The organism is Gardnerella sp. KA00243 (assembly GCF_049244105.1).
GTDB lineage: Bacteria > Actinomycetota > Actinomycetes > Actinomycetales > Bifidobacteriaceae > Bifidobacterium > Bifidobacterium leopoldii.
Genome location: NZ_CP058375.1, coordinates 242,412 through 255,990, shown reverse-complemented (window position 1 = coordinate 255,990; position 13,579 = coordinate 242,412). Strand labels below are relative to the sequence as shown.

Sequence of the window (13,579 nt, the reverse complement as noted above, 5' to 3'; positions counted from 1 at the left end):
AGGTCACGACTTGAAAAAATTTTCATATTTTTTTCACAATAGCGCGAAACACACGCGACTTACAGCAATAAAGCATGTATGATAGTCAGCATGAGTACAGTTACTAACATCAATGAAGATGCAGTCGCAGTCCCAGTCCGACAGGACGTATTAGCTGCGGTGAGCAATGCAGAATATTACAATCCACATGAGGTTCTCGGAGGTCACCTTGGAACTGGCAAAGGTGCCGACACTGTAACCGTCCGCGTATTGCGTCCTATGGCAAAGAAAGTTGTTATTCTTACTAAGAACGGTGAATACGAAGCTAAACACGAATATAACGGCATCTTTGCAGCTGTTATTCCTGCAGTAAAGCACACAAAAACAAAGTCTTGGTCTGTTCCTAGTTATCGCGTTTACACTGTGGAAATAGACGGTTCTGAATCCACAGATGACGATCCTTATCGTTATTTGCCTCAAGTTGGCGAACTTGACATGTACTTATTTGGAGAAGGTCGTCATGAACGTCTTTGGGAAGCATTAGGCGCACATGTCAAAACAATAACAGATTCATGGGGGCTTATATCTCCTGAAACTGGAAAGATGGTAAAGAAAGTTACTGGTACTGCTTTCTCAGTGTGGGCACCAAATGCTCGTGCAGTACGCGTAGTTGGTAACTTTAATTACTGGAATGGTCGTCGCCACGCTATGCGCTCGCTCGGCTCTTCTGGCATTTGGGAACTTTTTATTCCAGGAGTTACAGCGGGCGAAGTATATAAGTACGAAATTCTTACGCAATCTGGTAATTGGATTATGAAAGCCGATCCGATGGAGCGCTCTCATGAAGTTCCACCAAACACAGGATCTGTTGTTGTTGATTCTGAGTTTAAGTGGCACGATACCGATTGGATGAATAAGCGCGCAAAAACAGACGCTCACAACGGTCCAATAAGCATTTACGAAGTGCAAGCTAACAGCTGGAATCGCGATCTGGGTAATTATCGCGAACTTGCTGATCATTTAGTTGATTATGTGCAAAGAGAAGGCTTTACTCACGTCGAGTTCATGCCGCTGACGCAATATCCATTCTCTGGGTCTTGGGGATATCAGGTAACAGGTTATTATGCAGTCGATTCTCGCCTTGGCTCCCCTGATGACTTTAAGTACTTGATAGATAAACTCCATAAAGCAGGTATTGGCGTCATTATGGATTGGGTTCCAGCTCACTTCCCTAAGGATGACTTTGCACTCGGTCGTTTTGATGGCACAGCATTGTATGAGGATCCTGATCCTATGCGAGGTGAGCATCCCGATTGGGGTACTTACATCTTCAACTTTGGTCGTCATGAAGTTCGTAACTTCTTGGTTGCTAATGCTTGCTTCTGGCTTGACGAATACCATGTTGACGCGTTGCGCGTTGACGCAGTTTCTTCAATGCTTTACTTGGATTACAGCCGTGAAGCAGGACAGTGGAGACCAAACATCTACGGCGGACGCGAAAATCTTGAAGCAATTGACTTCATTAAGGAAGCAAACGCAACTGCATACAAGAATAATCCTGGCATCATGATGATTGCTGAGGAATCCACTGCTTACCAAGGCGTAACTGCACCGACCGATATGGGTGGCTTAGGATTCGGCTTGAAGTGGAATATGGGCTGGATGCACGACACTTTGCAATACCTTAAAGAGGAACCAATTAATCGTCGTTGGCATCATAACGAAATTACATTCTCAATGGTTTATGCATACTCTGAGCATTATGTGTTGCCATTAAGCCACGATGAAGTTGTGTACGGTAAGGGTTCGTTACTTGGAAAGATGCCAGGAGACGAATGGCAACAGTTCGCAGGATTGCGAGCATTGCTTGCATACCAGTGGTCTCATCCAGGCAAGAACCTTCTGTTCATGGGTGGAGAAATCGGACAGTCCAGCGAATGGAATTTCAATACTTCGCTTAACTGGAATGAGCTGCAATGGCCGTTCCATCAAGGTGTGCAAAAGCTTGTTGCAGATTTGAATACTCTGTATAAGAGCTCTCGTGCATTCTGGAGTCAAGACTTTACTCCTGATGGTTTCCAGTGGCTTACAAGCGACGATTCCGATCACAATACTTTAAGCTACATGCGTATTGGCGACGACGGAGAAGAAATCGTTGTAGTAGTAAACTTCTCAGGTCAAGCTTGGCAAGACTATCAGGTTGCGTTACCAAAAGGCGGACAGTGGGAAGAGATACTCACAACTGATGATGCAAAGTATTGCGGATCTAATATTCACAACGGCACATTCACTGCTACTGCTGAAGAGTATCATTCTCGACCATACTCTGCAAGAATCACTGTTCCAGCGTTAGGTGCGGTATTCTTGAAGCCAGTACAACACTGAAAGGTCTTTTTAAAATATGCTAAACGCTCCATCAGCTAGCGTAAATGCTCGTACAATTCTCGTTGTTGAGGATGAGCCAGATCTTGCTACAGCAATTGCACAACGCATTACTGCACAAGGCTGGAGAGCAAGAGTCGCTGCAGATGGGGCGTCTGCTGTTAGAGCTGCCGAACAACTAAAACCTGATCTCATAATTATGGATATTATGCTTCCTATTATGGATGGGATTGAAGCAACTCGACGAATTATCTCCAAAATGCCTGTCCCTATCCTCATGTTAACAGCACGCGACGCAGAAGCCGATAAAATTGTTGGCTTAAGCGCAGGCGCAGATGATTACATGACTAAACCATTTTCGCCACGTGAGTTAATTGCTCGTTGCGCAGCATTGCTGAGACGCGTAGAACGCGCATCGCAAATAGCAAAGACAATGGAACATGAACGCACAATTAATTTTGGGTCACTTATTATTAGACCCCGTCAAAGACTTGTAACTTTAAACGACAAAGAGGTACATTTTACACCAACTGAGTTTGACTTGCTCGCTACTCTAGCTCGTCATCCTCATACCGTATTTAAGCGTGAAGAGTTACTTGAAGAGGTGTGGGATTGGCCAGATGCCTCTGGAACTCGCACAGTGGACTCGCACATTAAGTCTTTGAGGCATAAAATTGGATCGGAATGGATTCGTACTGTACACGGAATAGGATACGCATTCGAGCCACCTATTAGTGATTACGACAAAGTTCTGCAATCACAAGTTTCATAAATAGTTATAACTTTCATAAGTAGTAAATAGTTACAACACTTTAGCTTCGGAAAATTCGTAAATGGTATTAGAAAATAAAATAAATACTGCTAATTCTGAACAATATAAAAATACTAAGCAACGTAATTTATTAAATAAAAACTCAAATCCTCAACTTAGAAATAAGTCAAAAACTCGATTTACGAATTCTTCTGTAAAGCATAATTATCCAAATCGACCTGTCGGATTTTTTTCATCTCTAAAAATTGAACTTTCGGCAATTATTGTTTTTGCAACAGCAATTGCTTTTGTAATGGCATGGTTTTTACTTAAAACTGGTCTAAATGGCTGGATTGCAATGCCATTAACGCTTATTGTTGCTCTAGGAATTACATACATTTTTTCTAGAGGACTTACAGCACCACTTCGTCAAATGAAAAATGCTGCAGAAGCCATGGCTGATGGCGACTACTCTGTACGAGTTGCTGTAGAAAATCGTCGTGACGAAGTAGGTAAATTAACTCTTGCATTTAATGAAATGGCAGAAGAACTTGAACATGCAGATCAGATGCGTAGAGAGCTTATAGCAAACGTAAGTCACGAATTACGCACTCCTGTTTCTGCTTTACAAGCAATGCTTGAAAATCTTGCAGACGGAGTTGTTGATCCTACTCCATCTAATATGGAAGCTATATTAAACCAAACTCATAGACTCGCTGATCTTATTACTTTCCTTCTTGATTTATCTAGAGTTGAAGCAGGTGCGGAAAGCCTTAATATAACTTCATTTAATTTCACAGACTTTATTGACGAAATTATTGAGCCACTAGAAATAGCTGATTCAGGTCATAATCATAATATTGAAGTTCAAATTAATGATGAGATTGAATTAACAGGAGATCAAGCTCGCCTTTCGCAACTTTTTACTAATATTATTTCCAACGCTCTAAAACATTCAGATGATGGAACTCGTGTCCTTATAAGTGCTCATATTAATCACAACCAAAACTCTGTAATATGTAATGTTGTGAATTTTGGAGAACAAATTCCTCAAGAAGATCGCGCCGATATTTTCAGAAGATTTGTTAAAGGAAATCAGCGAATTGGCACAGAATCAGGAGGAACAGGATTAGGATTGTCAATTGCTCGTTGGGCTGCACAATTGCACCATGGAACTGTAAAAGTAGTAGACGATAAGCGTGGTCCAAACTTTGAGATTACGCTTCCGCTAAACTATAGCAATACAATAGTAAACTAACATTCGTAATCTGCTGTACGATCATCCTTATTGCATACACACGCTAAAGAAAAGCATGCCAAAACAGTAATTCCACTACTCTGTAGAGTTGAAACGCAGCTATTCATAGTTGAGCCAGTAGTTACAATATCATCCAATACAATAGCTTTGTACTCGCGTTGATTTTCAGACTTTTGCTTTCTCAATTCTTTGAAATCGATGCTAAACGCTTTAGAAATTCTGTTAGACCTTCCACGAAAACCGGAAGTTTGCACTGATTTCGCAGTAATTCTAGCATTCATACTTACAATATCTAAAACGTATGCCCTAATGCCACTATTACACAATCGTTTAGCAACACAATTTGCAACAGGCAACATATGTTTACGCCCACGATGTCTTGATGAATACTTAGATGACGGAACTGGTATAACAAATATAGGATTTTCACTTATATAACAAGAATGCGAGCGCAAAAATTTAGATATAACTTCTACTACTAAATCGCCAATAAGTTCACCAAATATTTTGTCACATGCAATATCGAAATGATCCTTCCACAATAATATTGAGCGGCGAACAACCGTAGAATACGAACCACACGCGTAGCGATATCCACATACTGTTCTGGTAAATGGTGCACGTTTCCAGCATTGCAACGCTTTCTTGCAGTTGTCACACAATATATAGTCTGGAGTATCACAGCCTGCACATGCGCGAGGCAAAAATAAATTAAATAAAGCAATCGCTACATTCTTCCAAGTAGCAAAACGCCAATTTACAGAATCAACATCCTTGTTTTCACATACACCACAAGGTACAGATGCGTGACATGCTAATCCCCCATGAGATGTCACGCTTCTATACTTCTTTTTGTTTTGGTGGTTTATAACCTTGCGTCTCCCAACCATAATGACAGCATATGCGATCGCTTATTAACTATGCAAATAAAAAATGTTATTGTGGATAAAAGGTATTTTAAAATGAAAAATTAATAAAATTCTATATTTCTAAAATATTAAGTACCTTATTACAAAGCTCTAAGGTATCCGAAGGATTACTTACTTTAACAACTAACGCTCCTGTAAAGGCAGTAGGATAATCGTTTCCTCCAGGATACATACGATCGCCAATAAAAGTAATTTTTTCAATATTAAAATCACAATATTGAGATAGCATTCGCAAAGCTTGAGCTTTATCGTCACCGCGCCTGTATATATCGATGCTAGTATCTCCTCCAGCGCGTACAGCAAAATTAGGTAAAGCTTGAGAAATGCTTTGTGCAAGTTGAGCTTTCAAACAACCGCTAGGATCCCAAGTTTTTTTATATTCAATAGGAGCTAGTTGTCCTAGTGCCGAAAAAGTAATTTGACTACCGCGGTTCTCTATCTGTTCTCCCCACAGCATTGGATCGCCGGGTTCTTTCCAAACGCCCATATTTTTTGCACACTTGTGTATTGCATCAATAACGCATTGCGCTTGCTTAAAATCGATACTATGCTCATAAACACATTGCAATGACATGTCATTATTCACACGATAATAACTAGTTCCATTAGTGGGCATTATGTGAATATTTTTAAGATTAGTGCCAGTAGTTAGCATATCTAAAATTTGCTTCTTAACTAACTCTAAGCAGCCACCTGTTATTACAGCAACAGGAATTATATCAATCAGCTTACTTAATGATTCAGCCATCGATTTAAGCATAGGTTTTTTAGAACATGCCAGTGTGTTATCTAAATCAAAAGCAATAAGAGACGATTCAGCAATGCTCAAGTCAAGATTAAACTCATTCCAATCATGCACTATTGGTTTGAGCATTACAAATCCTCCTGACTTTTAAAACCATATATACAGTATTCTATAGTGTGAGCGTATTTCACACACCGCATATTAATTATTTACATATTATTGCCCTAGCCTTCTCGTAAAGTGGAAGCATGACAGGTCTAATTTGGGAAGAACGTCACTATAGAAATAGGCATGGTAGAGGTCTTAGGGCACCAATATTTGGTACTCGCCTGCCACAATATAGAACCGCTAGCGGAATGTTCGATGCTATGGTAGCGGCTCAAATTAGACGTCTTAACAGTGCTTGGAGAGCATTAACTAAAGACGTTCAATTTGCAGTAGAAGATGTGCCACCTTCACAACCACTGTTATGGGAACAAAACCGCAGAATACTTTCACAAGCGTTTCCAGCTAGCCGTGGTATGCAATCTAGAATTGTATTGTATAGGCTTCCGCTATGCACTCATGTAAGCAGCAGAAGTGAACTTCAATATGCTATCAGAGATGAGCTTGTGCAACGCTTAGCAGAACTATACGGTCGCAGACCAGAAGAAATTGATCCAGATTGGGGTTTGTAAACAATTTTTAAATTAATTAAAATTATCAAGTATTTTAATTAATTTATAGTCGCTTATAGCAATATTTTTATTCGTATTATTGCACAATATGATTGTCAGTTTTAACGTATACCTTCATTTCTTGCGGCTCCAAAGATTGCGCAGAAAGCCAAGAAATACCTGCTATACCAGCCTTATCGATTTCATCTTTATGAATACGGGCAGACAAAGAAACTTTGCTATGCGATTTCGCAATAAACATAACTACATCGTGCGAAATGTCTGAAACAGGAATTCTTAAAGATGCATTCGCAGGAATCGTTACGTTTTTTGTAGCAGCTAATACACCATTTAAATCAAATCCTTGCAAACGCACAGAAGTATCTTTATCGCTTGAAGAAGAAAGGTATAGAGCTGTTTCATTAGCAGAAACAGGTGAAACAATTGCGCCACTACCTTGCACGTTAGATGGTGTAATAAAAGCTACATCTGACTGATTATCTTTGCCATCTTTAGTAATAGACATCATTACTTGAGTAGGAACATCTCCACTTACGCTCAAAGCATTAACATGCTCTGGAACTTTTCCAAGATCGACAACTTGCAAATGGTGTGCTTTTAACGTCAAATTCTTTACTTCTTTAGAACCTGTATCATTCATCCATGAAAGTGTTACATTACCATCTTTATTTGGCCATACATATAACTTAGATTGATCGCCTTCACTAATACCTGAAAGAATATTTGTGTTAGATTGAGTGCTTAATTCATGAACAATATCTACACCTTTTACAGATAAGCCACTCATATGAACGACTTTTACAAATGATGCTATAGGTGTCTGCTCGCTTTCAACTTGCACGTATAATCCAGAAGTCTTAGGAGAAGCAGCAGCAAGATCAAAATATGCGTGAGAACGAGCAGGAACAGTAAAAGCACTTCCTGTAGAAAGATTTAACTGATTGTTGCCATGTTCTGCAGACCAAGCTTTAACACGAACAACAGTAGATTTTGAAGCAGCATTAAATGCTTCTAAACGAATAGAAATTCCATCAGCAGATTCTGGAACTAGGAATGTCTGTTTCATAGACGGCATGGAACAGGTAGTTGCAGATAAACCTTTTACGTCACCTTTAGTAGCCCATGAAACCATGGAAGCAGATATTCCAGTGCCAGATCCAACTCGTGACAAATGTCCTTCTAGAACTTGAGCGTCATGATTTACATTATTGTTAGCAATAAAAGCTGACGTATCATCATCAGTTGATTTTGAATTCAACGTAATAGATTGATCATTGTTATCTCGTATGTTACGCAAGCTAGAACTATACACATCTCCAAAAGCACCATAACGAGCAGAAGATTGTAAATCGCCTTCTGATTCGTTATATTCGCTATCACCATATTGAGTCAAATCTGGAAGAGACAATCGAATAGGACAAATAGTTTGCAAACGAGTAGAACCAACACTACTTATAACGCCACTAGATGGAGTATTAGGATTATCTACAAAGTGAGGCATTGGTAAGCATAATGCAACAACACATGCAGAAGCAATAAGTATTATTGCACTAAAAATAGCAAGTGAGACAATACTGACTATTTTGTTCTTGCGATTAATATCTACATCTGCATTTACTTCACCATGCTTAGAGCCCTCATGAGGATTTTTATGCCAGTTCATCTAATTCCTCCTCATGCCTGTCATCTGAACGTTCTATCATTGCATGTCTGCCAAATCGAGGCACGGCAACAATACAGTACAGCAGTAATACCATAGAAGAAACAATAATCCAAGGAACTCTCCACGCAAGAGGCCTAGATCGATAATACGGAGATGTAGAAGACAACGACTTAGAATCAGGCACACCATCAAATCTGCAATAAGTTCCTTGCGGTGATGAAACAACTAATTGTGTACCGTCAGAAGCGTTAACGTGTGCAATTAATTGTTCAGTAGCTTCTTTGTTAACATTACTTACAGTTTGCACAGAAGGATGTAACAATTGTTGTATTGACATAGAAGTTTTATGGGAAACCTGCTTATTTTCTGAACTATTAACAATATAAATACCGCCAATTCCAAGTTGCTTTAACGTTGAAATTGCGCCATTATCTGCATGAGATAACAATTGTGCTGAGGCGCGATATATTGCTTTATTACTTGATGAATCACCAAACATTACTTGTCTAACACGAAGTGCTGGAGATTCGTCTATTGCATCTCCCTTAGATGTTCGCATAATAGAGATTGACAAATCATGGATACTTTGAGCTCTTAAAGCAAGTATTCGCCGAGTATCGTCTTTTCGCAAATAATCAGAAACAACCATAGGGAGCTCATTGTTATTTGCACAAATAGATGTAGCAGGTCCGCTCAATACAGCAAAAAGACCCAAAAGAACCGCCATAGTCAACATGCCACTTGCAAGAACAGCGCGTGCTACGCGAATTATGTGCTGCAACAATTGTGCCGCAGAACGACGCATTGCAGCACGTCTACTTGCACGAGTTTTATAGTTATCAAAAATTTGGGACTCAGATTCCTTCGAAGTACGTAGTGGCTCAAAGCGTCGAACAGCTTGACCGGCAACCATGCACATACAAGATAAAATGCCGACAGTAGATAATGCGACTCCAGGCAAAACGCTTGCAGCAACAGGTCCCGAAATATCGGATGCAACTACAACACGAGCAGCAATAAGAGATAACAGCATTCCGGAAATAATCACAACCCACATCATTCGAGAAACTCGCAAAGCAAAAGGCAAAGTTAATGACGTAACAGCCATAACAACAGCTAGAATTGCAAAAATTACCATTATTATTGTTCTTAAGCTCATCAATGGCATATTAATTTCAACATTAGGAGAAGCCATATTAAAAGCGTGCAACAAAACATCAGCGTAATCGCTTACGCGTGGAGCACCTTGCACACTTCTCAATGGCAAAGCCATACTAGAGAACAATTGACGCCACATTCCAGATCCGCCATATCTAATAGCACTTCCTATTGTAGGAAGCAGAACAATTATCGATGGTATAGGCATAAGCGCAAACATAATACGATGAGAGCGTACCATAATAAACGCTGCAATAAAAATAACAATAAGAGGCAAAACAAGCTGCGGTTCTGCAGCTACTGGAACCATAAAGCATAATGCTGCGCATGCTGCACATTGAGTGGATTTAACAGGACGCACAGGATCTTCTGTTACGTACATTCCAACAGCATGGAACGCAAAAGCAAATGCTGCAGGCAAAAATGCCATAGTCATTAACATTGGCAAATCACCGCGTGCAAACAAACCAAAAGCAATAGCAATCATAGTCCAGCAAATACCAGCGCATACACGTACAGTATCCGAGCGCGTAAATACGCCAGCAAGAGCCCAAAAACTTAAACACATAGCTGGAGCAGCTAAGAAGAACATTAATGTGACAGCCAATAACGGGTTAGCGCCAACCACAGTTGATGCGATTGCCCAAATACTTAGCCATGGTGCTGGAGGAATTGCAGGTCCAAAACCATCATCAGGAACCCATGCACCAATAGCAGAATTCCATAGTTGATTGAAATCTGCACCCGTTGGTAACCATTGCTGCGCATTCCAAGAAGCGCCACTTAAAATTTCACGCCATGGAGAGCCATATAAATTCAATATGACTGCAAAAAGAAGAAGAGACGCAAGAATAACAGCACTCCACCTACGCAACACTCGAATATGCAAATGCCGTTTCGCTAGAGGACTTAACAGCACGAAATGCTGTTGAGCTTGGAAAGCAGAACTACGATCACGCCAACGTGCAACTTGATGACGATCTGCGATAAGAGGAACAAGTCGCTTTAATGGAACACGAGTATTCCTTGCAATCCTTCTGCGAGCAAAAACTGCTCTAGGTAATTGCATAATAGCAAGCCATGGCAAAAGCAGACGGATCCACGCTATATAAGGATGTTTAGCAAACAGCGAATGCAAAGCGCCAACGAAACAAGCAGGCAAACTAAGAATCCATATAAGAGGCCACAAAAAAATACTAATATCAGTGTATTTGTAACGCTGCTTAGCTACGAGAGAAGCTGCTACACCATATTTAGATCCTGAATTATTATGATTTCTAGCATCACCGTTACGAGTACGGATACCTTCTAACCTTGCACGCCTGTGTGCAATACGAGCTGAAGGAACTACAACAACACGACCTCCAGATAGACATACTCTACGACAAAAATCTCTTGATTCGCCAAAAGTTGTCATCCATGGTTGCGTACCGCGTAAAGTCTGCCATGCAGTTAATGTGACTAAAGCACCTGCTAGCGATACTGCATACACATCTCCACGCCCATCATACTGTTCTTGATCTGGCTCGCCGTCAACAGTAAGAGTATGAACATCGTGACGCCAAGCATACATTCCAACGTTGTGCAAGATATTTCCTTGCCAATCAACTTGTTTAGCTCCCAATACTGATGCAGTCGGAGTATTGCGCCAAGTTTCACGCAAATATTCTAAGCAATGGAAGTCTGCAGGACGAGAATCATCATGCAAAAGCCATAATGCAGAAACTCCTGCACAAGGCAAAATCTTGCGCAAAGATTTTTCTATTGCATCTCCAAAAGAATGAGCATAAGAAATGGGAATAATAATTATGCGTACAGATTTATTTTCACTATTGTTTACGCGAGCATTATTTACGCGATTAGTATTTGGTCTATATTTTGAATCGCTATCAATTGTATTATTGGAATCGATATTATTAGCATTCTGCAATAATGATTTTCTAGTATTAATTGCTCCCGCAAGCATAGATGAATTAATTTTTATTTGTAAATTCGTTTGCATAGTCTGCTTTACTCGACTAGCACAATCGACTATTACCAAAGTTCCAGGAAGAATTGATTGACTTAGTACTGCATGTAACGTATCAGCATAAAAACGAGTATCTCGCTCCACACACATCATTGCCATAATGGACGAATCCACATCATGAGGATGCGCATCTTTCGCAGATGACAGCACCTGTAAAACTTCGTCTTCAAATGTAAGATTATGAGCGGTTATCGAATCCATACTTACCAGTTTACGCAGGGGGTATGTATCCACCAAAACACAAGTCGTAATTCTAAATAAATTTATACATATTTTATTAATATTTTTGTTCATATTAACCAGTGCATTCCATATAAATTTAATTAGAATATTTGCTTAAACTTATTAAAATTTTCATTAAAAGATCAAATAATATTCAACACAACCAGGTGTCATAAATCTCATTGCCATGTACTATAATGGCGCGTTATATGTGTCCATTGAATATTGATTTATTCGATGGCAAAAGAAATGATATTGCCACAACCTAAAAGGTTCCTCATTATTGAGAAAGAAGGTACGATGACAACTTCACGGTATCATGAAGGCATGCGGTACCAACCAGGCGAAGATTGGAATTCAACTCCTCATCATAGTCTTGGTTATAGAATGATTAACCGCACGCGCAAGATACTGTGTATGCTTGTTATTTCAGTACTTACATTCTTTTCAACAATCATAGCTGCAGTGTGGTTAGATTTTTCTTCTGCTGTAAGTAACAGAGTTGTAAACGTCATATCTAAAGATCCAGAAGCTAATCAGACACTTGATATTAACGCAGGCAAACCAGTAACTTTTCTTGTTTTAGGTCAAGATTCTCGAGATGGGAACAATCAAAGCTTCACACACGACGGTGAAACTGGTGATCATCAGTCAGATACTACTATGGTAGTTCAAATTAGCGCAGATAGATCATACATGAATATCGTTTCTATTCCACGAGATTCTATGGTAAACGCACCAGCATGCGACACTACAAAAGGACATATTCCTGCAAGAAAACATGTGATGTTTAATTCAATTTTCGCCTTAGGATATGCACAAGGCGGAGATTTAGCCTCAGCAGCATCATGCTCGTTAAAAGCTGTTAATTCACTTACTGGTTTAAATATCCATCATTTTATAGTCGCTGATTTCAGTGGATTAAGCAATATGATTGATGCAGTTGGTGGAGTATCCGTATGCATCCCAACAGCAACTCGCGATGCCTATACGGGTGTAAATTTCAAACAAGGAATGCAGCATCTTAATGGTCGACTTGCTACTCAATACGCTAGAATGCGCCACGATACAGCAAGCGATGGCTCTGACATAATGCGAACAACAAGACAGCAATACTTGATTAAACAGCTTTTACATCAAGCACTGTCTAAAAACTTATTTACTCAGACAAGTGAGCTTTACCAGCTTGCAAAAGCATCGTTGGGAGCATTAAATATAAGTGAAGGCTTGGCCAATCCTACCACTTTGGTCGGTTTGGCATTAAGCATGCGTAAATTAGATTCTTCACATATTTATGCTCGTACTACTCCTGTTATTCCAGATCCTTATGATCCAAATCGTGTTGTATGGTCTGACGAAGCAGACAATATTTGGGATTTAATGCGTGAAAATAAACCGCTATCGCTAAATCATAAAACTAACGGCACTAACAAAAAGAATGCCAATAATTCGCCTAAGGATACGAACGATCAAGACAATGAAGATACGGATGACAATAGCAATATAAGCGAAAACGACAAACTTAATAAAACTACAAATCCAAAGAAGATGGGACATGTTGATCCAAAAACAGGATTAATAAAAAATTCTCAAGGACAACTTATTGATCCAAATACTGGAGGAATTGTAAATCCTGAAAATGGAACTATTCACGATCCACAAACAGGACAATACGTTGGCTTTGCAGACAAGTATGCAAACAATGTACTTTGCGCTGTGCCTAGAAAAAAGTAAACAATTAAGCAAGATGTAATCTATGAATATTAATGTACGAGCATAAAATTTA

9 protein-coding genes are annotated in these 13,579 nt (G+C 39.6%); 5 read left to right on the top strand and 4 right to left on the bottom strand.

Going from position 1 to position 13,579, the window contains the following annotated elements; translation table 11 throughout:
- The first annotated feature begins 90 nt into the window (after positions 1–90).
- The 3 genes from glgB (at position 91) to HXT50_RS01040 (ending at position 4,370) form a co-directional block, all read left to right on the top strand.
- Positions 91–2,364 carry a 1,4-alpha-glucan branching protein GlgB gene (glgB, locus tag HXT50_RS01050; protein ID WP_421776915.1) on the top strand — a complete coding sequence of 758 codons (2,274 nt, stop codon included), beginning with the start codon at positions 91–93 and terminating at the stop codon, positions 2,362–2,364.
- Between the two features lie 16 nt (positions 2,365–2,380).
- Entirely contained in the window at positions 2,381–3,133 is a 753-nt protein-coding gene (locus tag HXT50_RS01045; protein WP_410294536.1) for a response regulator transcription factor, read from the top strand.
- A 61-nt stretch (positions 3,134–3,194) separates the two neighbouring features.
- Positions 3,195–4,370, top strand: coding sequence for a sensor histidine kinase (locus tag HXT50_RS01040; protein ID WP_116971455.1), 1,176 nt, complete (start codon positions 3,195–3,197; stop codon positions 4,368–4,370).
- Here the strand turns inward: HXT50_RS01040 and HXT50_RS01035 are convergent.
- Positions 4,367–5,260 (bottom strand): ComF family protein, encoded by an 894-nt coding sequence (locus tag HXT50_RS01035; protein ID WP_101885990.1) that lies wholly within the window; start codon positions 5,258–5,260, stop codon positions 4,367–4,369. The genes HXT50_RS01040 and HXT50_RS01035 overlap by 4 nt on opposite strands.
- Before the next feature lie 91 nt (positions 5,261–5,351).
- Positions 5,352–6,173 (bottom strand): HAD-IIB family hydrolase, encoded by an 822-nt coding sequence (locus HXT50_RS01030; RefSeq protein WP_004119866.1) that lies wholly within the window; start codon positions 6,171–6,173, stop codon positions 5,352–5,354.
- A 119-nt stretch (positions 6,174–6,292) separates the two neighbouring features.
- Between HXT50_RS01030 and HXT50_RS01025 the strand changes: the two genes are divergently transcribed.
- Positions 6,293–6,721 (top strand): metallopeptidase family protein, encoded by a 429-nt coding sequence (locus tag HXT50_RS01025; RefSeq protein WP_004119868.1) that lies wholly within the window; start codon positions 6,293–6,295, stop codon positions 6,719–6,721.
- Between the two features lie 76 nt (positions 6,722–6,797).
- On the opposite strand, the gene HXT50_RS01020 is transcribed toward HXT50_RS01025, so the two are convergent.
- Both HXT50_RS01020 and HXT50_RS01015 read right to left on the bottom strand, forming a co-directional pair.
- Positions 6,798–8,384, bottom strand: coding sequence for a DUF5719 family protein (locus HXT50_RS01020; protein WP_004119870.1), 1,587 nt, complete (start codon positions 8,382–8,384; stop codon positions 6,798–6,800).
- Entirely contained in the window at positions 8,371–11,772 is a 3,402-nt protein-coding gene (locus tag HXT50_RS01015) for a glycosyltransferase family 2 protein (RefSeq protein ID WP_421776914.1), read from the bottom strand. Before HXT50_RS01015 ends, HXT50_RS01020 begins: the two co-directional genes overlap by 14 nt.
- Before the next feature lie 321 nt (positions 11,773–12,093).
- On the opposite strand from HXT50_RS01015, the gene HXT50_RS01010 reads away from it, so the two are divergent.
- Positions 12,094–13,527, top strand: a complete 1,434-nt coding sequence (locus tag HXT50_RS01010) for an LCP family protein (protein WP_064340731.1) — start codon at positions 12,094–12,096, stop codon at positions 13,525–13,527.
- Positions 13,528–13,579: the final 52 nt, after the last annotated feature.

Bases quoted from the DNA above. Each gene is read 5' to 3' on its own strand.
- glgB (WP_421776915.1), top strand. From the start codon at position 91: ATGAGTACAGTTACTAACATCAATGAAGATGCAGTCGCAGTCCCAGTC.
- HXT50_RS01045 (WP_410294536.1), top strand. From the start codon at position 2,381: ATGCTAAACGCTCCATCAGCTAGCGTAAATGCTCGTACAATTCTCGTT.
- HXT50_RS01040 (WP_116971455.1), top strand. From the start codon at position 3,195: ATGGTATTAGAAAATAAAATAAATACTGCTAATTCTGAACAATATAAA.
- HXT50_RS01035 (WP_101885990.1), bottom strand. From the start codon at position 5,260: ATGGTTGGGAGACGCAAGGTTATAAACCACCAAAACAAAAAGAAGTAT.
- HXT50_RS01030 (WP_004119866.1), bottom strand. From the start codon at position 6,173: ATGCTCAAACCAATAGTGCATGATTGGAATGAGTTTAATCTTGACTTG.
- HXT50_RS01025 (WP_004119868.1), top strand. From the start codon at position 6,293: ATGACAGGTCTAATTTGGGAAGAACGTCACTATAGAAATAGGCATGGT.
- HXT50_RS01020 (WP_004119870.1), bottom strand. From the start codon at position 8,384: ATGAACTGGCATAAAAATCCTCATGAGGGCTCTAAGCATGGTGAAGTA.
- HXT50_RS01015 (WP_421776914.1), bottom strand. From the start codon at position 11,772: ATGGATTCGATAACCGCTCATAATCTTACATTTGAAGACGAAGTTTTA.
- HXT50_RS01010 (WP_064340731.1), top strand. From the start codon at position 12,094: ATGACAACTTCACGGTATCATGAAGGCATGCGGTACCAACCAGGCGAA.